This window comes from Chitinophaga pendula (assembly GCF_020386615.1).
Lineage (GTDB): Bacteria > Bacteroidota > Bacteroidia > Chitinophagales > Chitinophagaceae > Chitinophaga > Chitinophaga pendula.
This window is the reverse complement of sequence record NZ_CP077769.1, coordinates 1,678,470-1,699,231: the sequence shown is the minus strand read 5'-3', so window position 1 is coordinate 1,699,231 and position 20,762 is coordinate 1,678,470. Positions and strand designations below refer to the sequence as shown.

General features: G+C 46.3%; 17 protein-coding genes and 1 tRNA gene. 11 read left to right on the top strand and 7 right to left on the bottom strand.

Going from position 1 to position 20,762, the window contains the following annotated elements; all coding sequences use genetic code 11:
- The first annotated feature begins 254 nt into the window (after positions 1–254).
- Positions 255–824 carry a dihydrofolate reductase family protein gene (locus KTO58_RS06675; protein ID WP_095840123.1) on the top strand — a complete coding sequence of 190 codons (570 nt, stop codon included), beginning with the start codon at positions 255–257 and terminating at the stop codon, positions 822–824.
- Positions 825–916: 92 nt separating this feature from the next.
- Here the strand turns inward: KTO58_RS06675 and KTO58_RS06670 are convergent, their stop codons facing one another.
- Together KTO58_RS06670 and KTO58_RS06665 are read right to left on the bottom strand one after the other, a co-directional pair.
- Positions 917–3,958 (bottom strand): DEAD/DEAH box helicase, encoded by a 3,042-nt coding sequence (locus KTO58_RS06670; protein ID WP_095840124.1) that lies wholly within the window; start codon positions 3,956–3,958, stop codon positions 917–919.
- Between the two features lie 754 nt (positions 3,959–4,712).
- Positions 4,713–4,789, bottom strand: a tRNA-Pro gene (locus KTO58_RS06665).
- Positions 4,790–5,221: 432 nt separating this feature from the next.
- Between KTO58_RS06665 and KTO58_RS06660 the strand changes: the two genes are divergently transcribed.
- The 9 genes from KTO58_RS06660 (at position 5,222) to KTO58_RS06620 (ending at position 13,228) form a co-directional block, all read left to right on the top strand.
- Positions 5,222–6,481, top strand: a complete 1,260-nt coding sequence (locus tag KTO58_RS06660; protein WP_095840125.1) for a dihydroorotase — start codon at positions 5,222–5,224, stop codon at positions 6,479–6,481.
- 11 nt (positions 6,482–6,492) lie between these two features.
- The gene (locus KTO58_RS06655) at positions 6,493–7,026 is read left to right on the top strand and encodes a DUF4199 domain-containing protein (protein WP_095840126.1); all 534 of its coding nucleotides are present in this window, start codon (positions 6,493–6,495) and stop codon (positions 7,024–7,026) included.
- A 16-nt stretch (positions 7,027–7,042) separates the two neighbouring features.
- A complete protein-coding gene (locus tag KTO58_RS06650) occupies positions 7,043–7,987 on the top strand; it encodes a glycosyltransferase family 2 protein (protein WP_095840127.1) in 945 nt (314 codons plus the stop codon).
- Positions 7,988–8,073: 86 nt separating this feature from the next.
- Positions 8,074–9,228, top strand: coding sequence for a glycosyltransferase (locus tag KTO58_RS06645; RefSeq protein ID WP_095840128.1), 1,155 nt, complete (start codon positions 8,074–8,076; stop codon positions 9,226–9,228).
- A 22-nt stretch (positions 9,229–9,250) separates the two neighbouring features.
- Positions 9,251–10,273: a GHMP family kinase ATP-binding protein gene (locus KTO58_RS06640; RefSeq protein WP_095840129.1), complete on the top strand. Its 1,023-nt coding sequence runs from the start codon at positions 9,251–9,253 to the stop codon at positions 10,271–10,273.
- 31 nt (positions 10,274–10,304) lie between these two features.
- Positions 10,305–10,886, top strand: a complete 582-nt coding sequence (locus tag KTO58_RS06635; RefSeq protein WP_198314996.1) for a D-sedoheptulose-7-phosphate isomerase — start codon at positions 10,305–10,307, stop codon at positions 10,884–10,886.
- Positions 10,883–11,581: a nucleotidyltransferase family protein gene (locus KTO58_RS06630; RefSeq protein ID WP_198314997.1), complete on the top strand. Its 699-nt coding sequence runs from the start codon at positions 10,883–10,885 to the stop codon at positions 11,579–11,581. Before KTO58_RS06635 ends, KTO58_RS06630 begins: the two co-directional genes overlap by 4 nt.
- A 19-nt stretch (positions 11,582–11,600) precedes the next feature.
- Positions 11,601–12,140 (top strand): D-glycero-alpha-D-manno-heptose-1,7-bisphosphate 7-phosphatase, encoded by a 540-nt coding sequence (locus KTO58_RS06625; protein WP_095840130.1) that lies wholly within the window; start codon positions 11,601–11,603, stop codon positions 12,138–12,140.
- Positions 12,141–12,223: 83 nt separating this feature from the next.
- Entirely contained in the window at positions 12,224–13,228 is a 1,005-nt protein-coding gene (locus KTO58_RS06620; protein ID WP_095840131.1) for a hypothetical protein, read from the top strand.
- A 76-nt stretch (positions 13,229–13,304) separates the two neighbouring features.
- Here KTO58_RS06620 and KTO58_RS06615 read toward each other — a convergent pair whose 3' ends face one another.
- The 4 genes from KTO58_RS06615 to KTO58_RS06600 all read right to left on the bottom strand — a co-directional run bounded on the left by KTO58_RS06615 (position 13,305) and on the right by KTO58_RS06600 (position 19,140).
- Entirely contained in the window at positions 13,305–15,845 is a 2,541-nt protein-coding gene (locus KTO58_RS06615; protein ID WP_095840132.1) for a DNA gyrase/topoisomerase IV subunit A, read from the bottom strand.
- Positions 15,846–15,906: 61 nt separating this feature from the next.
- Entirely contained in the window at positions 15,907–16,308 is a 402-nt protein-coding gene (locus KTO58_RS06610; protein WP_095840133.1) for a hypothetical protein, read from the bottom strand.
- Positions 16,305–17,201: a DUF1835 domain-containing protein gene (locus KTO58_RS06605; protein ID WP_095841680.1), complete on the bottom strand. Its 897-nt coding sequence runs from the start codon at positions 17,199–17,201 to the stop codon at positions 16,305–16,307. Before KTO58_RS06605 ends, KTO58_RS06610 begins: the two co-directional genes overlap by 4 nt.
- Before the next feature lie 25 nt (positions 17,202–17,226).
- Complete coding sequence (locus KTO58_RS06600; RefSeq protein ID WP_225860095.1) at positions 17,227–19,140, bottom strand: DNA topoisomerase IV subunit B; 1,914 nt, start codon at positions 19,138–19,140, stop codon at positions 17,227–17,229.
- Positions 19,141–19,636: 496 nt separating this feature from the next.
- Between KTO58_RS06600 and KTO58_RS06595 the strand changes: the two genes are divergently transcribed.
- Positions 19,637–19,792: a hypothetical protein gene (locus KTO58_RS06595; protein WP_157753144.1), complete on the top strand. Its 156-nt coding sequence runs from the start codon at positions 19,637–19,639 to the stop codon at positions 19,790–19,792.
- Positions 19,793–20,057: 265 nt separating this feature from the next.
- On the opposite strand, the gene KTO58_RS06590 is transcribed toward KTO58_RS06595, so the two are convergent.
- Complete coding sequence (locus KTO58_RS06590; protein WP_095840135.1) at positions 20,058–20,726, bottom strand: response regulator transcription factor; 669 nt, start codon at positions 20,724–20,726, stop codon at positions 20,058–20,060.
- Between the last annotated feature and the right edge of the window lie 36 nt (positions 20,727–20,762).

The following is a 20,762-nucleotide window of genomic DNA, read 5'->3' as shown; positions in this document are numbered from 1 at the left end:
TGAGTGGTGCAATAATTCGAAGTATCCTGTACAATTTCTGACTTTCCTTTTTTATAATATCCCGTATAAATACGCGTTTGACAAAACCGTACTTATAGGCATTCCACAAATGCAAATGACTGTTTAAACGCCTTCCAGGAGCAGCAGTAGACACACAAATACTCGTGGCTGAAAACACCCGCTTAATGTCGGAATTACACCTCCTGTGCGTACTTTATCGGTATTAACTTTGGATAACAGATAAATCAAACAACATGAGAAGGATCAGAATTTTCGAACATATTTCACTCGACGGTGTGATCGAGCACGACGCAGACTATATCTATGGTGCATGGACGACACCTTATCGCAGTCCTGCGGGAGCAGCCATGCTTTTTGAAGCATATGGCCCTAACTTCGACATACTGCTGGGCCGTAATACCTACGATATATTCAGCAAGTATTGGCCTACTGCCGGAGATTTTCCGATGGCCAATGCCATCAACACAGCCACGAAATACATAGTCACACACCGGCCAGACAGCCTGGAATGGGGGCCTGTAAAAGGTTTAAGTGGAGACATTGCTGCGGCAATCCATGATATCAAATCTACAGATGGTCCCGACATAATCGTCGTGGGGAGTTCGACCCTAACCTCCTTATTACTTGATCAGGGGCTGGCTGATGAGGTGATACTTATCACCTATCCTGTTTTGCTTGGCCGTGGTAAACGCCTGATATCACACAGTATTGACGCCCGGGAACTTACCTTTGTTGACTCAAAAGCCACCCCCACTGGCTTGCTCATCAATACTTACAAACACCTGGGATCACTGAAAAAATAAGCTTGCTATCAGAATGCCTTTAAAAATAAAAGGCTGTCTTGACACGGTATTGAAAAGCGCTACACTACGTCAGGCTTTTCAGATCGTTAAGCTCAGGATAGCCTGCTGCAAAGCACGTTAAAATATGCATGCGGCTTCCAGTGCTTTTTACTGCCGATGACAAAAAGCCTCCTTCTGGCACGAGTTAATGCTACATTAAGCATATTAGGCGTTTTTGATGCCCAGGCTCTTGCCCCATTCCTTCCTGGATCACTGCCCAACACTAAAAAAACGATGTCAGCTTCCTTACCTTGGAAGGTGTGAATTGTTCCGCATTGTACATTAGGGTTGATTCTGTACATTGTCTCTTTGCAGGCGTGGGCAACGGTCTTAAAGGGCGATATAACAAATATACTTTTACTCGATTCTTCCAGCAGCTGGATCTTTTCTTTAAGTAAGTCAATTTCCTCTTTTACTATATGCTTCTTTTCAATGGTAAACCCGGTTATGTCAAACCATTGAGAATTACCGAGTACGCAGTTAAAAGGTACATCATCGATGGCCTTTACCATTTGACCACCGTAGGCAATTTCATTAGAGATGTCAAACATCGGATTGTTACACCGCCGATGTGTACGTAATGGGAACCCGGTCCATATCTGCTCACCATCTCCTTGCATCATCCAGCTACCAATAGTTGTGACCCGGTCAGCCAATGTTTGCGCTGAGCTTCTCAATGGCGACCATAACAAATCATTTTTGTAAGCAGCGTTCAATATTTTTATAAGTGTACCAGGGATAGTGACTACTGGTTCTATCTGTAAAGGATCGCCAATTATGATCGTTCTTTTCGCTCTGTAAATAATGCCAGCTGTAGACTGCGGAGTTGCCTGACCTGCTTCATCGAGCAATACCCATCCGATACTTTCTTTTCCAAGGTTACGGAACAGGCGACTAACAGATGCAAGGGTTGTCGAAACAACAGGAATACAAAAGAAAAATGATTGCCATAAGCTTAATGCAATATTATCACTAACCTCAGCCTTGCCATCCATTAAGTCGATCAACAAACTGATATTGTTCCTAAACTGTTTCGCATTGCACAAAATGGCATATTCATGTAATTTCAGACTTTTTAAAAATATTTCACTCCTTAGTTTATTGATACAGACAGATGACCACGGGTTGCTTTTATGAAATTTTTTCGTATCATGCTTTAAGGCTTCTAATAAATGGTCATCCGGAATATTGTTATAATCAATACCATAAAGCTCATGAAGGCTTCTCCGTGTTTCATTATACTTATTGATACGCTGACCAATTATTGCTAATTGCTGTTGCAAATGCCTTTTCTTCTTTTCCCTGTTATCAATCTCCGTTTCCAGCGCATCCTGTTTCTTTCGGAGTACGGCTCGTTCATCTGACGAGTTATTGTATTCTACCAGTAAAGCAAGAAAAATAGCATTCCATTTTTTAAAGCCGGCGGTATTAAACAGTTTTTTAAAGAAGAAGAAGCGGGGTTTCGCAGACTGATGTAGCTGGATACGATGCTGTATCTGAGAAATATCTGAGTCTATCACCGACATTTTTTGAAGAAGATTCCGTATATCCGTGCGTATAATTTGGAGACGTTCGATCACTGTCTGCATTTTGTCTTCGGTCCCGGTTATCAGTTCCCGATCTTCAAAATAGGCTGGGATCAGCTGATAAAAATTCGAAGCGGCCGTTTTAAAATCATCAAACGATTTCAATAATACCTGCAGTTCTGCCTTTGCAGTATCAAATAAATCCTGGTATATTTGTTTTCGGTCTTCGCCTTCTGTATTGCTATATATTGATTTGAGGTATTCCTGAAAACCGGAGGTCTTCTCGTTTCTGTACCAAAACTTACTCTTGAAATTGGTCCGGTTATCGGCATTTCCCAATGCAACAGCTAATGCGCCCCAACTTTTACCGTCAATGAGCTGTTGCGAGCTATCTGTGAAATAGCCGGCATCTGCAAAGGTGTCCCTGTCAATTTTACGTTCATCAGGCAATTCCTTAGAAATATTTTCTACAGCTGAATTATTGTTACTCGCCACAACAATTCCGACATCGTCAAAAACCTTACTTGTTGTGATAAAATAATAAGCGAATCTATCATCCATTTCCAGTTTGGTTCCTTTGCTAAACAAACCTGTTACACCGATTTGCATAATTTTTTGCGCACGTAATACTATTATTTCGGCCACGACATCAGATAAAAGCGTCGTCTTTCCGGTACCTGGTGGGCCGTTAATGCCCAAAATACCGCTATCTGTCAGTTCGGAAAAACAAGAACTTACTGCGCCGAGCTGGGCGGTATACAGGCCAAATAAAGGATTAGATGGCCATTTGCCAGCGGTAAGTTTCCCAGGATCTAAAGCCTCGAATACAGCCTTTTCATCATTTATAAAATCGACTTTGAGATTTTCATTTACTTCCAATCTTAGCAACTGATTGAGTCCCTCACCAAAGGATGTTTGCGTATTAAGTAATTGTTGAAAGTCGTCCAGGTAAAAGCTATTTAAAAAAGGAATATCATTTTTTGCACGCTTGGATACTCGGACGGATTGTACATAAACCTGTTCTTCACAACGCATGCCTTTTATACCTAGCTTATTCAGGATTTCTATTTCCTTCTTTAAATGTGCAATTGTTATTACAGGCGACAGCCTCTCTTCTACATCTTCTGCGTCAGGGTTAATGGGATGACGTTCAGCAAACCCTAACTGTGCAGCTGATAAACGATCGTTGAGCGTTGACAAACTCACTTCATCTTGCAGGCATTTCAGCCCATGTATATATGATGCCTGCAAATACGGATTTTCCGACACCAAGCATCCTTGTTCATCCAGGACCAGTACAGCCATGCACGTATCACCGCCTGGTTTTTCTCTAAAGTCATCATCTGGTTCATCCCCTACCTGATCCTCAATTAATTTAACTATTTGCTCCTTACTATGTTTTCCCAAGAAAACATAGTGCCTTAATGTACTGCTTTCCTGTAATTCATAATTCAACTCCCATGGAAGAGACTTGTTGAAGTTAAGCACTTTTGCTTCGCGGGGAACATCCGGCATGCTGAATATTTCAATGTCTTTCCAAAAAGACAGTATGTTTTTTTGCTTTTCCAATACAGTAAATTGGGCTGATAAGTTTTGGGGTTTGGACTTTAGCAATTTAAGGAAATTTATTAGAAAGAGCGTTTAGTCACCCGGAGATGTGGTATGTCCATAAAGGGTATATTCACGCACGGTTTTGTTACCAACAATCAGAAACAGTAGCTATTGAGCATGCCTGCTGCAAATTGGACATTAGCCCGGCAATATTTCTCTAGTGAATTATATCTATGGAGCAGGGATAGTACGATACGTGCATCAGCGGATTCATACACTATTTCAGACGGAAGGGTTTAAGGATCATTACACCTGTTTGATTATTCCAAGCTTTCTCCACAAATACATTTACGATACAACATTTTGAACAGCGATTATATAATTTCTGAAAATGCAGGACTCGAAATAGGATTGACAAATAATAATGCTATGTATGACGAAGATGAAAATGTTTTTTTGAAAATGGGAATCCGATCTTTTCTCATTTTATTGCTTATCCAAAATCCACAAAGCTAATTGACATTCTTCTATTTGAAACGAATTTATAGACAAACAAGATGAAGTTACTACGAAGGCAGGCAATCCGACGAAGGTCAATAAGAGTTTTTCTTACTTTTTTGAATAAGCGCTTTCTTGTGGATAGTTATGAACCGGGCAACATTTTATTCAGTTCCGCGAAAATAACTTGATAGCACACCTTCAACATAGACAATGAAAGCCTTAAAATAACAAGACCCTCTACCAGAGCGGGTCTTGAAAAAAGAAGGTAAAATGGTCGGGACGACTAGATTCGAACTAGCGACCCCTTGCACCCCATGCAAGTGCGCTACCGGGCTGCGCTACGTCCCGAACTTTTTTCTTGGCAATATCCCCGGTGAGGACATTGTAGCACCCGTTTTTCAACGACGGGATGCAAAAGTAATTATTATTTTCAATTATAAAAAAAATTCCTACTTCTTTTTAAAAATAGTTCCAGTTGATTATTTATCACTTTGTTGGCCGTTTGGACTAAGGTTGTAAAAACCTAATATTATATTTAGTTTTACAGCATAGCCGTCAGTTGTATTTCAATTGTATTTATAGTAGCCAGTGCATATGATGATCTCGCCTCCGAGAGACCCAGGCGGGATAGCGCTATGTGAGGAGGTACCGGCAACGGCAGTCAGAATGGCAGTATTTCATCCATACAAAAGTAGCTGATTAACAGTTTTATGTTACTTTTGCCCGGTATTATACGGGAATGTTTCCCTTCAAAGGACAGCGACTTATAGATTGAAAAGCATGCATATATTACTCAAGAAAGTTCAGATCGTAGCACCTGCCTCCAAATTTCACGGGCAACAACAGGACATATTGATAAAAGACGGTATCATTCGGCGGATCGGGCAGGATATCAGTGCGGATGGCGCGCAGGTAGTGTCTGGCGAACAGCTGCATGTGTCTACCGGCTGGATGGATGTATTTGCCCATTTCTGTGATCCCGGGCAGGAACACAAGGAGGATCTGATCAGCGGGATGGCGGCGGCGGCAAAGGGTGGTTATACGACTGTGATGGCGATGCCGAATACACAGCCTGCGATCTCTACCAAACCACAGGTAGCCTATATATTAAGTAAATCTCAGCAGGGACCGGTAAAGGTGTTACCGATCGGTGCTGCTACCAAACAAACGGAGGGTACTTCGCTAGCGGAGATGTATGAAATGCAGGAAGCCGGCGCTGTGGCATTCTCTGACGGAACGAAACCGATACAGTCGCCCGGCATTATGCTGAAGGCGTTACAATATGTGAAAGCGTTTGATGGTATTATCATACAGGTGCCGGATGACCAGAGTATTTCTGCTCATGGCCTGATGCATGAGGGCGTATTTTCCACGCAGTTGGGTATGCCCGGCAAGCCAGCGCTGGCGGAAGAGCTGATCATTCAACGGGACTTGGAATTAGCGCGTTATACAGATTCACGGATACACTTTACCGGTATCAGTACGCGCCAGTCTGTTGCACTGATCAAACGAGCCAAAGGCGAAGGGATCAAGGTGACGTGTTCTGTGACGCCTTATCACCTGTCGTTGACGGATGCTCACCTGTACAATTACGATACGCACCTGAAGGTGAATCCCCCTTTGCGTACTGCTGAAGATGTGGAAGCGTTGCAGGCGGCGGTTAAGGAAGGGGTGATCGATTGTTTTGCGACCCATCACCTGCCGCAGGAGTGGGATGCCAAACAAGTGGAGTTCGAATATGCTAAAAATGGTATGATAGGTCTGGAGAGTGCATTTGGTGTATTGCGCAAACATCTGCCTGCCGTATCGCTGGAGCAGCTCATTACTATGCTGACTATACAACCCCGTAATATCTTTAACATCCCTATACCGGCCATAGAAGAAGGAGCGGCAGCTAACCTGACGGTGTTCCATCCTGATGAGGAATGGGAATTCCGTGTGGCTGACATTGCATCCCGGTCGAAAAATTCAGCGTATATTGGCGCGTCACTAAAAGGAAGAGTGAAGGGAATCATCTATGGTAACAACTATCACCTATAAACATTTACCTCATGAAAATAACTAACCCTGGTATCAAATGGGGCCTTATTTATGGCCTGCTGTCCGTAGTAATAAGTGTGATCATCTGGATCATTACTCCTGAGCTTATGTTCAGTTTCTGGTTGCCTCTTATATTCATGGTGATCGCTGTTATCGTGGGGATATTGGTAGGTAAAGAGCGGAGAACCCAGCTGGGAGGTCATATCACCTTCAAACAGGCGTTACAACCGATCTTTTTAGCGTTTGTGATCTCGGGTTTGATCAGTACTCTTTATACTTACCTGCTTTATAACGTGATCGATCCTTCGCTGACTGAGCAACTGAAACATTACAGCATTTCTACTACGGAGAGTATGCTGGTGAAGTTTAAGGCGCCGCAGGATAAGATCGATGAAGAATTGGATAAACTGGCCGCGACCGATTTCTCGATGACAATTGGTAAGGTTTTTATGAACTATCTGTACAGCCTGATTTTTATGTTTTTTGTGTCTTGCATTCTTGCATTGATCGTACGTAAAAAGGCGCCTGTATCGGACTTTCAATAATCTATTTCAACTATTTATGGACATATCCGTTATCGTTCCTTTAAAAAACGAAGAAGAATCATTACCAGAACTGGCGGCTTGGATCGAGCGAGTGATGCAGGAGCATCATTTCTCTTATGAAGTGTGGATGATTGATGATGGTAGTACGGACGATTCGTGGAATGTGATCCAAGGTCTGGCGGCTAACAACTACAATGTCAAGGGTATCAAGTTCCAACGTAACTATGGTAAGTCTGCGGCTTTGAATGAGGGGTTTCGTGCGGCGCAGGGGGATGTAGTGATCACGATGGATGCGGACCTGCAGGATAGTCCGGATGAGATACCGGAGCTTTACCGGATGATCAAGGAGGATGGTTATGACCTGGTCAGTGGGTGGAAGAAGAAACGTTATGATAATGCTGTCACCAAAAATCTCCCTTCCAAATTATATAACTGGACGACTACTAAAATGAGCGGGGTCAAGCTGCATGATATGAACTGTGGTTTGAAATCGTATCGTAAGAAGGTGATCAAGTCCATCGAAGTATACGGAGAGATGCACCGTTATATCCCGGTGATCGCCAAATGGAGTGGTTACCGGAAGATTGGTGAGAAGGTGGTAGAGCACAGGGCGCGAAAGTATGGGGTTTCCAAATTCGGTTTGGAGCGTTTTATCAATGGGTTTCTGGACCTGGCTTCTATCATGTTCATCGGCAAGTTCGGGAAACGTCCGATGCATCTTTTCGGCGCTTTGGGTGTGTTATTCTTTTTTATCGGTTTTATTATTGCCGGTTATCTCACGTTTGCCAAATTAGTCTTTGACAAATACAATATGACGGACAGGCCGATCTTTTACCTGGCCTTGCTGGCGATGATCATTGGTTCCCAATTGTTTCTAACAGGATTTATCGGGGAGCTGGTGACGCGTAATGCTCCGGAGCGTAATAACTACTTAGTGGAAGAGCGGCTGGAGCACAAATAAGTCTTGTCATTTTTTACCAGGTACCGGGTTATAAAATATTGCTGATATTTTATAACCCGGTATGATATTGGTCCACATACACGACGATGCAAACTACTAGAAAAAAAATACTGATACTGGGTACGGCTTATCCTTTCCGGGGTGGGCTGGCGGCCTATAATGAGCGGCTGGCTGAGGAATTGCAGGAACATAGTGATGTGGAGATCTGGACGTTTACGGTGCAATACCCTAATTTCCTGTTTCCCGGCAAAAGTCAATATTCGACGGATGCTCCTCCTGCTCATTTGCGTATAAAACGGGTTATCAATGCTGTGAATCCGCTGAACTGGTTGCGAGTGGGTCGAATGATCCGCAAAATGGCGCCGGACCTTATCATTGTCAAATACTGGCTACCATTTATGGGGCCTTGTCTGGGTACTTTATTGCGCTTGGGTAAAAAGCGGCCTGGCACTAAAGTTGTCTCTATACTGGACAATGTGGTACCGCATGAAAAGCGGCCGGGAGATGTGGCGTTCACCAGGTATTTCGTGCGGCCGGTGGATGCATTTATTGCGATGAGCCAGTCTGTATTGAATGACCTGCGTGTGTTTGAGCCTAGCAAACCGGCGTCGCTCATCCCCCACCCGATCTACGATAATTACGGCACGCCTGTGAGCAAAGCGGGTGCCAGGATACAGTTAAAGTTGGCGGAGGGCAAGCGGTATATCCTGTTCTTTGGATTTATCCGGCAGTACAAGGGGTTGGACCTTTTGTTGCAGGCGATGGCAGATCCGAGGATGCGGGAGCTGGATGTGCACCTGCTGGTGGCTGGCGAATATTATGAGGATGCGGCGCCGTATCAGCAATTGCTGGAGCGGCTGCAGCTGGGTGACCGGGTGAGTATGCATACGGACTTTATCCCGAATGATGATGTCAAGTATTATTTCTGTGCGGCTGATTTGGTGGTACAGCCTTACAAGAGTGCTACCCAGAGTGGCATTTCGCAGATTGCCTATCACTTTGAGAAGCCGATGGTGGTGACCAGGGTGGGTGGTCTAGTAGAGATGGTACCGGATGGCAAGGTAGGCTATCAGTGTGATCCGGAGCCGGCTTCTATTGCGACTGCTGTTGCCAAATATTATACAGAGCAGCAGGAAATGGCGATGGTAGCTGCCTTGAAAGAAGAAAAAAAGCAATACTCCTGGCAGCGGCTTGCCACGGAAATATATAACTTAGCTGCGCGCGCTGCTCAGCAGGCGTAATGCACCAAGCATCTTATGTGATATGATATATAGAAGTAAAGCACCTTTACGTATAGGCCTGGCCGGTGGTGGTACTGATGTAAGCCCTTATGCTGATATGCATGGCGGTGCGATCCTCAATGCCACTATCTCCATGTATGCACATGCCTCGATTGAATTATTGGATACCAATAAGGTCATCTTCGAAACTGCTGATCGTAATGAGCTGCTGGAGTATGACGCGGTATTCCCTTTATCCCTGGATGGTAACCTGGATTTGCTGAAAGGTATTGCCAACCGAATTGCGAAGGAGTATGGAGATTTTCCGTCCGGCTTCCGGCTGACGACTTTTGTCGATGCGCCGGCGGGATCTGGTCTGGGTACTTCTTCTACCCTGGTGGTAGCGGTGGTAGGTGCCTTCACCGAGTGGCTGAAGCTACCGTTGGGTGAATATGATATCGCGCACCTGGCTTATTCTATTGAACGGGAAGACCTGCAACAGGCGGGTGGTAGGCAGGATCAGTATGCGGCCACTTTCGGCGGGGTGAACTTCATGGAGTTTTACAAAGACGACAAAGTCATTGTGAACCCGCTGCGTATCAAAGAGAAATACCTGTATGAGCTGGAGAACAACCTGGTATTGTTCTACACCTCTACGAGCCGTCTTTCTTCTGCGATCATATCTGAGCAGCAGCGTAATGTGACCGACAAGAAGGCTTCTTCTATCGAAGCGATGCACTCTTTGAAGAAGCAGGCGGTGATGATGAAGGAAGCTTTATTAAAAGGGCAGATACACGAGATCGGGGAGATCCTTGATTTCGGATTCAGGCATAAAAAAGCGATGGCGGAGGGTATTTCCAATCCGCAGCTGGATGAGATCTATGAAACGGCTATCAAGGCCGGTGCTTCGGGGGGTAAGATCTCCGGTGCCGGTGGCGGTGGTTTTATGATCTTTTATTGTCCTAACAATACGCGTTATGCGGTGGTGAATGCACTGCAACAATTTGGTGGTGCGGTAAAGCGCTATCATTTTACGCATCACGGTCTTTGTTCGTGGACGATCTAAACAGTCATTGACATTTTAAATTTTAACAGGCATGAACCTGACAGAGAAAATACAACAAACGATACAGGAGAGCATTGCGGTCAAGCAAGCGATCATCAGCAATACGGAATTGGTAGCTACGATAGAGGAAGTTGCCAAGGTGATCACCCGTAGTCTGCGTAATGGCAACAAGATCCTCTTTTGTGGTAATGGTGGTAGTGCGGCGGATGCACAGCACCTGGCGGCGGAGTTTTCCGGCCGTTTTTACAAAGATCGTACGCCGTTGTATGCGGAGGCATTGCATTGTAATACATCTTACCTGACAGCGGTAGGTAATGATTATGGATATGATCAGGTATATGCCCGTATACTGAGCGGTATTGGTCAGCCGGGAGATGTGCTGGTGGGTATTTCCACTTCCGGCAACTCGGCCAACATATTGGAAGCCTACAAGGTGGCGAAGGAGAAGGGTATGATCGTTGTGAGTATGACGGGGGAGACCGGTGGTAAGATGAAGGCGGACAGTAACTTTTTGTTGAACATGCCCTCTACGGATACCCCCCGGATACAGGAATCGCATATTACGGTAGGTCATATTATTTGCGAACTGGTAGAAACGACGCTATTTCCATGATCCGAACCTGTATAGTGCTGGCTGGCGGCCTGGGTACCCGTTTACGTAGTGTCGTGGCGGACAAGCCCAAATGTATGGCGCCGGTAGGCCCTCATCCTTTCCTATATTATCTGCTGCAATACCTGTACCGGCAGGGCATCACCTATGCAGTGCTGTCTTTGGGTTATAAGTCGGAGCAGGTGATCAGCTGGTGTGCGCATACGCCCCTCCCCTTGCAGGTATCCTTTGCAATAGAGCCGGAGCCATTGGGTACGGGCGGCGCCATCTTACATGCACTTTCTGAGGTAAGCGAAGAGCGGTTTTTCATTTGTAATGGTGATACCTTCTTCGATGTGGACCTGTCTGGTATGGCTGCTTTTCACGATACTCATGAGAGTCAGCTGACATTGGCATTGAAGCCGATGCGGCAATTTGACCGTTATGGTAGTATTGTTGCGGATGATGCCGGGCATATTACTGCTTTCCGGGAGAAACAATATTGCGAGGAAGGGCTGATCAACGGTGGTGTTTACCTGAGCAGCCGTTCTTATCTGCAGGGGCTTTCTTTGCCGGTGAAACATTCTTTTGAGAAAGAAGTGCTGGAGGCGCAGGTGGCCCGGGGTCAGCTGTATGGTTATAACAGTGATACTTACTTTATCGATATAGGTATTCCTGCTGATTATGAGCAAGCACAGCGGGACCTGATCACCTTTTAAATTCATCCCTACAATTATTATGCAGGTAGACCGACAATGGACGCTGTTCCTGGACAGAGATGGTGTGATCAATGAGGAGATCAAAGGGTCGTATGTGCTGGACTGGGGGATGTTCCGGTTCAGCGAGGGTGTGCTGGAGGCTTTGGCTATGTTGTCGCAGCGCTTTGGACGGATCGTGGTGGTGACGAACCAGCGATGTATTGGCAAAGGGTTGCTGACAGCGGGCGGCTTACAGGATATCCATCAGCATATGACGGCGGAGATTGTGGCAGCAGGCGGGCGTATTGACGGGATCTATTATTGCCCGGATATAGATAGTACCAGCCCCTGCCGCAAGCCTCAGACGGGGATGGCTATGCAGGCGCAGCGTGATTTTGCCGAGATAGATTTCCAGCGGGCTGTTATGGTGGGTAATACGCTGAGTGATATGCAATTTGGTAAGACGTTGGGTATGACTACGGTATTTATTCCATCTACTCTTCCTGACACTGCTTTTCCTCATCCCCTGATCGACCGGCGATGTGATAGCTTGCTGGCGTTTTCCCGGCTTTTACAATAAATTTGTATATTCTACGTACTTTATGTGTACGCCGGCGGCTGCGTTGTCGCCGGGGGATACCTCAAACCAGACCGGAGCTATCGATGATCAAACGACTGTCATTACTACTGTTTTCTATTATTACGCTTGTACCGGCGATTGCCCAGCAGCGGGCAAACCGGCCTGATGCGTCGGCTGTTGTCCAGTTGCGCCAGCAGCAGGATTCTTTACAGTACTGGAGTACCCTTATCCTGCGGGGGAAGGATGAAAATAGCCGGCAGACGGCATGCGACCGGTTTATACCCAGCCTGGTCAAGGCATTAAAAGCTAGGGGTTCCTTCTACTTCCCATTTGATTCTTTACGAACTATTTCCATACAGTATCCGGAGGATAGTACTTTCCGCATTTTCAGCTGGGGGGTGGAGAATGACAACGGGTTTTACCGGCATTTCGGGGCTATCCAGCTGAATACGGCTGACGGGCACCTTCAGCTTTTCCCTTTGCTGGATAATTCGGATTATTCTGCCAATACTGATACGGTGGCGGATAATAAGGGTTGGTATGGTTGTCTTTATTATAAGATATTGCACAAACATTATTTCAACCAGGAGTTCTATACGTTGTTTGGTTGGGACGCCAATAATCTCCGTAGTCAGAAGAAGCTGGTGGATATGTTGACATTCAAGAACGGCAAGCCGGTGTTTGGTGGGCCTTATTTCAGTTTTGCGGAGGATACGGTCCCTAAGCCGGTGCGTAACCGTTTTATCCTGGAGTATAAGAAGGATGCGACGATCAGTTTAAGTTACAATGCGGAGATGAATATGATCGTGTATGACCACCTGATATCGGAGACTAATGAGCCAGGGAAACCATACACGTATGTACCTGATCTTGACTATGAGGGATTCAAATGGCAGGCGGGCAAGTGGGTGCATATCGAGAAGGTATTTCATGATGCGTTGAAGCAAGGTAAGTTTCCGTTGCAGCAGCCGCAGGATCAGCGGAGGAAAAACCTGATGCGGCCACAGACGGTGGAGGATATGCAGACGGAGCAGCAGCAAAAGAAGGCGAATAGCGGCGGCGGCGGTAATAAGAAGCAACGCAAGTAAGTCATTTATTCTTATAAGCAAGAAGCCCCGGTACGTGTGTACTGGGGCTTTTTTATGTTATGACGGGACGGGGGGATCAGAACAGTTCGCCCTGTACGCCATTGTCATCGGATTTAGGTTCTTCTTCCTCTTCGGAGAGGAGTTCTACGCTGATGAAGTCTTCTCCTGCGATGCGGGTACCTACTGCTTTCCAGCCGGTGATCTCTACGAATTCGTGGAGAGCGATCTCTTCCTGTTCGGGGCTTCTTTTTTTGCCTGTTTGCAGGAGTACTATTGGTTCGCTGTGGGTGGTGATCAGTTCGAGGTGGTTGCCGGTTCCTTCTTTGATGAAGAGGAATTTGTTGTTCAGTGTCTGGGTTTCTATGCGGAAACGTTTGGCATTGAACTGTTTTTTATCGGCATCGAAGTAGATAGCGGTGACTATCTTTTCGGGTTTGAATTTCTCGATGTATACTACTTCATCTGGTTCGTAGCGGTTGGTGAGTTCGAAGTTGGTGAGTTCGTAGGTACCATTTCTGTGGGCTACGAATATTTTGTCTTCTCCTTCGAAGCTACCGATGTATACGCCTCTTTCTTCGGTGTTGAGCCTACCGATGGCGTCGTCGTACCATATTTTCAGGCCGGACAGTGTGGAGGCACCTTTCTCTTTGAACTTCACGCCACGGATGGGGTATTTGGTGACTACGTTACCCATGGAGTTACGGTTCTTGATGGAGATGGATTCGAAGTAGAGGTCGAATTCTTTGTTTCTCGCTACGCAGTTAGGGCTTAGTTTGATGGTTACTACTTCGGCCTCGCCGTTAGGGTTGGCGGAGAAGTAGTGGACTTTGGAGTTTTTCTCTCCTTTGTGTGCGAGGTCGTATTCTTTATCGCGGGTGATCCCTACTACGTTGAAGCGTTTGGCGTAGCTGACGCCGGATTTGCCATCTACGTAGATCATGTTATAGGTCATTCGTTCATCGCCTTTGCGGAAGATGTCGACATGGATGATATCTTTTCCTACGAATGTTTTGTCGGCTACTTTGGTGACCATCATTTTACCATCGCGGCGGAATACGATGATGTTGTCGAGGTCGGAGCATTCGGCGATCAGTTCATCTTTTTTGAGGGATGTACCGATGAAGCCGTCGGCTCTGTTGACATATATTTTGGTATTGGCGATGGCGACCTGTTGTACCTGGATGGTATCGAAGGTTTTGATTTCTGTGAGGCGTTCGCGGCCTTTACCATATTTTTTGAGCAGGCCTTCGAAGTAGTTAACGGTATAGTCGACGAGGTTGGCCAGGTCGTGTTTCACCTGTTTGATATCTCCTTCTATGCCTTTGATCTGGTCGTTGAGTTCGTTGATATCGAGGCGATAGATGCGGCGTACTGGTTTTTCGGTCAGTTTGACGATGTCTTCGCGGGCGATGGCTCTTTTCAGGTTCTTTTTGTAGGGAGCGAAACCTTTGTCGATGGCGGCTATGACGGCTTCCCAGTCTTTATGTTTCTGTTCGAGTTCTTTATAGATCTGTTTTTCGAAGAAGATCTTTTCGAGGGAGGTGTAGTGCCATTTGTCTTCCAGTTCTGCCAATTTGATTTCGAGCTCTTGTTTAAGGAGTTCTTTGGTGAAATCAGTGGAGTGTCTGAGGAGTTCTGAGACGGACAGGAATCGCGGTTTATCTTCTACGATAACGCAGGCGTTGGGTGAGATGGATATCTCGCAGTCGGTGAAGGCGTAGAGGGCATCGATGGTAATATCGGGGGATATTCCAGGAGCGAGTTGTACTTCAATTTCTACGTCTTTGGCGGTGTTGTCTACTACCTTTTTGATCTTGATCTTACCGTTATCGTTGGCTTTAACGATAGACTCCATCAGTTGGGTGGTCGTGATGCCGTAGGGGACATCTTTGATGATGAGGGTCTTTTTATCTTTTTCTTCGATGTGCGCTCTTACTCTTACTTTGCCCCCTCTTTTGCCATCGTTGTAGTTAGCGACATCAATCATGCCGCCGGTGGCGAAGTCGGGGAAGAGTTCGAATTTTTTGCCTCGCAGGTATTTGATGGAGGCATCGAGCAGTTCGATAAAGTTGTGCGGTAATATTTTGGTGGAGAGGCCCACTGCGATTCCTTCGGCGCCTTGTGCGATGAGCAGGGGGAACTTCATGGGGAGTGCCAGCGGTTCATTTTTGCGGCCATCGTAGCTGAGTTGCCAGGAGGTGGTTTTGCTGTTGTAGGCGACGTCCAGAGCGAATTTGGAGAGGCGGGCCTCGATGTACCTGGCGGCGGCGGCTTCGTCGCCGGTGCGTACGTCGCCCCAGTTGCCCTGTGTTTCGATGAGGAGGTCTTTCTGGCCGAGGTTAACGATTGCGTCGCTGATGGAGGCGTCGCCATGCGGGTGGTATTGCATGGTTTGGCCGATGATGTTAGCGACTTTGTTAAAGCGGCCATCGTCCATTTCTTTCATGGCGTGGAGGATACGGCGTTGTACTGGTTTGAGGCCGTCTTCTACGCCGGGAACTGCACGTTCGAGGATTACGTAGGAAGCGTAGTCCAGGAACCAACTTTCGTACATTCCACCAACGTGTGTTACGTTGTGTAATGCTTCATCAGATGGTAATATATTTTCGTTGTCCATATGCCGTCGTCAAAAAAATAAGAGATAAACTAATTTATTGCTGTGGTGTGCTAACTATTGTTTAGCGCGCCATTAGTGTTTTTTCCAGGTCTTCTTTCCATATCCTGATGGAATCGTTCCGGACGTCTTCTACGGTATTGAGTTCGATGAAGGTGCAGTCGGTGACCGCGATGAGCTGGTGCCAGATATTGGCCGGTACTTCTATTCTGGCTGGTGCGGTAGCGATGACGGTGTGTATTGTTATGTCATTGAGTGTGCACCAGTGTAGTGTTGCTTGTCCGTTGAGCAGGTACATCACTTCCGGGTTTTTGTTGGCGCTGGCGCCGGTGTGGTAGTGTTGTCCGCTGCTGGAGCCTGCGTGGCGGTAGCAGAGCAGGAACTCGCCGGTCCGGTCTGTGAGCCAGGAGAAGTTGCTTCCTCTATCGTCTTGTCCTAATAATTGTAAAGGCGTCACGGTGATCATGCTGATGTATTTGGTGTTGTATTGTCCGGTGAAGGATCGCCAGGCAATTTCACTTCGAAGTCGCGTATTGTTTTCAGTTCGCCTTTGCTTTCCAGTTTGCCATCTGCGATGAGTTCTTTGAGTCTCCATCCGAGGTATTGGTCCATAACCGGGTATTTGAGTTTACCGGTGACGGCGCCTACTACTTTGGAGGCTTTTTGGAATTCTTTACCGGATTGGCTAATGAGGTCTTTATCGTGGAAGTCGGCCGATTCTCCTTTTATTTTTTTGCCACCTTCGAGCTGGCGGATGCCGGCGTTTTCGTTCATGAGGCGATGCCATTCGTCGCCATCCAGTTCAAATTCTGCGAGGGAGACTTCGCGGGCCAGTTTTTTGGCTTTGAGGAATTCTCTCGGTTGTATTTGGTGGAGGTGGGTTGGATAAAATATGGCACCTTTCTCGTTGAGGAATGGCAGGTTATTAAGATATATAATATGGATACGGCCTGCGAAGTCGTAGAGTTGGCTAACGAGCCAGTAGTATCCACAGACGTCGCGGGCATTTTGTCCGGCCCAGATCCAGGCCTGTAGTTCCGGTTCTGTTTTGAGCCGGGCTTTGAGGGCTTTGCACCTGGCGGCATCGGTATCTTCGGCGGATCCGGGAGCTGTTGATACTGGAGGCGGTGTATTATTTTCCTGTGCTGGTGCAGGTTCGGGTTCGCGTATGCCGGCCAGTTGTTGCCACCAGCGGTAGCGACTTTCCTGGCCTTCTTTTGTGTCGAGGATGAATAGGGGGCCTACGGAGAGATCGTCTTCGAAGGGCAGCATCTCGCCTTTCAGCTGTTCATCCAGGTCAAAAGCGGCTTCCAGGGTTGGTTTGGAGGCGGCGCCAAAAACTATATGCAACAATTCCATACTCATATCATTGATCGAAGAGCGCTTAGGCCTCTGCTGTTTCTTCTGTCAGGTCTTTTTCGTACTTCAGGTTATTGATAATGAATTCCTGACGAGCCGGGGTATTTTTACCCATGTAGTATTCCAGTAGTTTCTGGATATGAATATCTGTGGAGAGGATGATGGGATCCATTTTAATATCTTCTCCGATGAATCTGCCGAATTCGTCGGGGGATATTTCTCCAAGCCCTTTAAAGCGGGTTATTTCGGGTTTGTTGCCCAATTTTTTGATTGCTTTTTGTTTTTCCTCTTCGCTGTAGCAGTAGATGGTTTGTTGTTTGTTGCGTACGCGGAACAGCGGTGTTTCGAGGATGTATACGTGTCCGTTCTTTACCAGGTCGGGGAAGAACTGGAGGAAGAAGGTGAGCAGCAGCAGGCGGATGTGCATGCCATCTACGTCGGCATCGGTGGCTATAACGATATTGTTATAGCGGAGGCCTTCGAGGCCTTCTTCGATGTTGAGGGCGTGCTGGAGGAGGTTGAACTCTTCGTTTTCGTATACTATTTTTTTGGTGAGGCCGAAGCTGTTGAGTGGTTTACCGCGGAGGCTGAATACGGCCTGTGTTTCCACGTTACGGGATTTGGTGATGGATCCGCTGGCGGAGTCACCTTCGGTGATAAAGAGGGTGCTGGTGAGGCTTTTTACGGCCATTTCCTCTTTGTCTTTACCGGTATATTCTTCGTTGAGGTGGAGTCGGCAATCGCGCAGTTTGCGGTTGTGGAGGTTGGCTTTTTTGGCTCTTTCGTTTGCCAGTTTTTTGATGCCAGCCAGTTCTTTGCGTTCTCTTTCGCTCTGTTCGATTCTTTTTTTGAGTGATTCGGCGACGGCTGGGTTTTTATGCAGGTAGTCGTCGAGGTGTTTGGCGAGGAAGTCGAGTACGAATGCTTTGACGGAGGGACCACCTTCGAACATGGTTACGGAGCCCAGTTTGGTTTTGGTCTGGGATTCGAATACGGGTTCTTGTACGCGGATGGCGATAGCGGCGCAGATGGAAGCGCGGATATCGGTGGCATCGTAATCTTTTTTATAGAATTCGCGGATGGTTTTCACGAAGGCTTCTCTGAAGGCGCCGAGGTGTGTACCGCCCTGGGTGGTATGTTGACCATTTACGAAGGAGTAGTATTCTTCTCCGTATTGATTTTCGTGTGTGATGGCGACTTCGATATCTTCCCCTTTGAGGTGGATGATGGGATACCGGAGGTCTTCCGCGGTGGTTTGTCGTTGGAGGAGATCCAGCAGGCCGTTTTTGGATATGTATTTTTTACCATTGAAGTTGATGGTAAGGCCGGCGTTGAGGAAGCAGTAGTTCCAGATCTGTTTCTCTAGGAATTCGGGGATGTACCGGTAATTTTTGAAGACGGTATCATCGGGAGTGAATGTTACGAGGGTACCATTTACGTCGGTGGTAGAGGTTTCTTTATGTTCTTTTACGAGAACACCTCTTTCGAATTCGGCTACTTTTGCTCTGCCATCGCGTATGGATTGTACTTTAAAGTAGCTGGAGAGGGCATTTACAGCTTTGGTACCCACTCCGTTGAGGCCTACTGATTTCTGGAAAGCTTTGGAGTCGTATTTAGCGCCTGTGTTGATCTTGCTCACTACGTCGACTACTTTTCCCAGGGGTATTCCACGGCCGAAGTCGCGGATGGTTACGCTATGTTCTGACACTTTGATATCTATTTGTTTACCAAAGCCCATGGTATGCTCATCGATACAGTTGTCTGCCACCTCTTTGAGCAGTATATAGATACCATCATCCATGCTGGAGCCATCTCCCAGTTTACCGATATACATACCAGGTCTTAGCCGGATATGTTCTCTCCAGTCGAGTGACCGGATGGAGTCTTCGGTATAGGCTGCGAAAAGGTCCTTTTTGTCCGTATTATCTGTATTTGCCATAATCTATTATAGAACAATTTCTTTTGTTACAAAAGCCCTGGTTTCCCGGATTCCGGTGTTCCGGAGGGGTCGGAATGGCGGCTGGTGCACGCTTACTAAAACTTTTAGCAAAATCTGATTGCTGGCAAAAATAATGGATTAAAGGAATCATCCCAAGTATAAGTTATACACTATGCTTTATTTTTTGGTAATCAGGGGATTGCGGAGCAGGTATTTGGGTGTTTTTCCGGAGGGCACGGCCTGTAAATGTGAGTGCGGGCCTCCGTGGGGGCTGAGATCGGTGTAAAAGCGCGGGATATAGGAGTGCTATACGTAGACTATAGGAATGATATACCTGAGCTATGGGAGAGGTGGAGGTGAACTACAGGAATGGGAGATTTTAGGGGTTTACCAGCTTTTCATATTATCAAGAAAAAAATTATGTGAATAATACTTTATATGATAAATATAATTATATTTACAGCCAAGTATATACGACAGCAAAAAACCTATTCCTATGCAAATACTATTCCTATTACCACTGTTGTCCGTACTTGCTTTTGCCGGCTGGATGTTGTATCTGGTGAGGAGTGAGCAAGTATCTATGAGTCGTTTTTCTTCCCGATTGACTGAATTAGTAAAAAAATTTGATTCCTGGCAGATGATGCGTTAGTCATTTGCTAACACTTTTTAAATGCTGTTCCTATGAAAACGGGTTTACTATTCAAACTGGCATGTTTACTTATTGCATCGATGGTGTTAACGGTGCATCTGATCCGCAAGAATGCGGCTCGGCTGCGGTTGCGGAAGCGAGCTGTGGTATCTTAGCCTTTTTACGGAAAGTTTTATAACGGGAAAGGTGAATCTGGGATGTGCCGGATGGCATAGATCATTCCTGATTCACCTTTCGCGCCTATCTATCGTGAGGAGGCGGGTATTTAGCGATTATAATATTTATTAACTGCGTCTGTGCGGCTTCTTACGTGCAATTTTTCGTAGATGTTATGTACGTGTCTTCTTACGGTCTCTATGCTGATAAAGAGGTTGCTGGCGATCTCTTTATAGAGGAATCCTTTGGATAGCTGATCGAGGATCTCTTTTTCGCGGGAGGTGAGTGCTTCGAGGGCAGGGTTTGGTTTTGCCTGTTTTTGGAAGTAGGCCACTACCCTTCTGGCGATTTGGGAGCTCATGGGGGAGCCGCCTTCGTGGAGATCGCGGATGGCTTCCAGGAGTTCTCCTGGGGAGGTTTTTTTGAGGATATATCCGCTGGCGCCAGCTTCAAGGGCCTGAAATATCTTATCATCGTCTTCATATACGGTGAGCATCATGAATTGCATATCCGGGAATTCGGCTTTGAGCCGGGCGATGCATTCAATGCCGTTCATTCCACCAGGAAGATTGAAGTCCATAAGTGCCACGTTAGGCATGAGTTGTGGTATTTGTTCCAGCGCTGTTTCTGCGTTGTTGAAAGTACCAATACAAGCATAACCTTCCGATCCATTTATCAACAGTTCCATGGCTGTACGGATATCATGGTTGTCTTCCACAATTGCCACAGAGATGATATCCATGTTATCCTGAGATTTCTTTTTAGAGTATACAGTCATTTCTTTAGAGTTATAACACTTAAATGTTATTAAAAA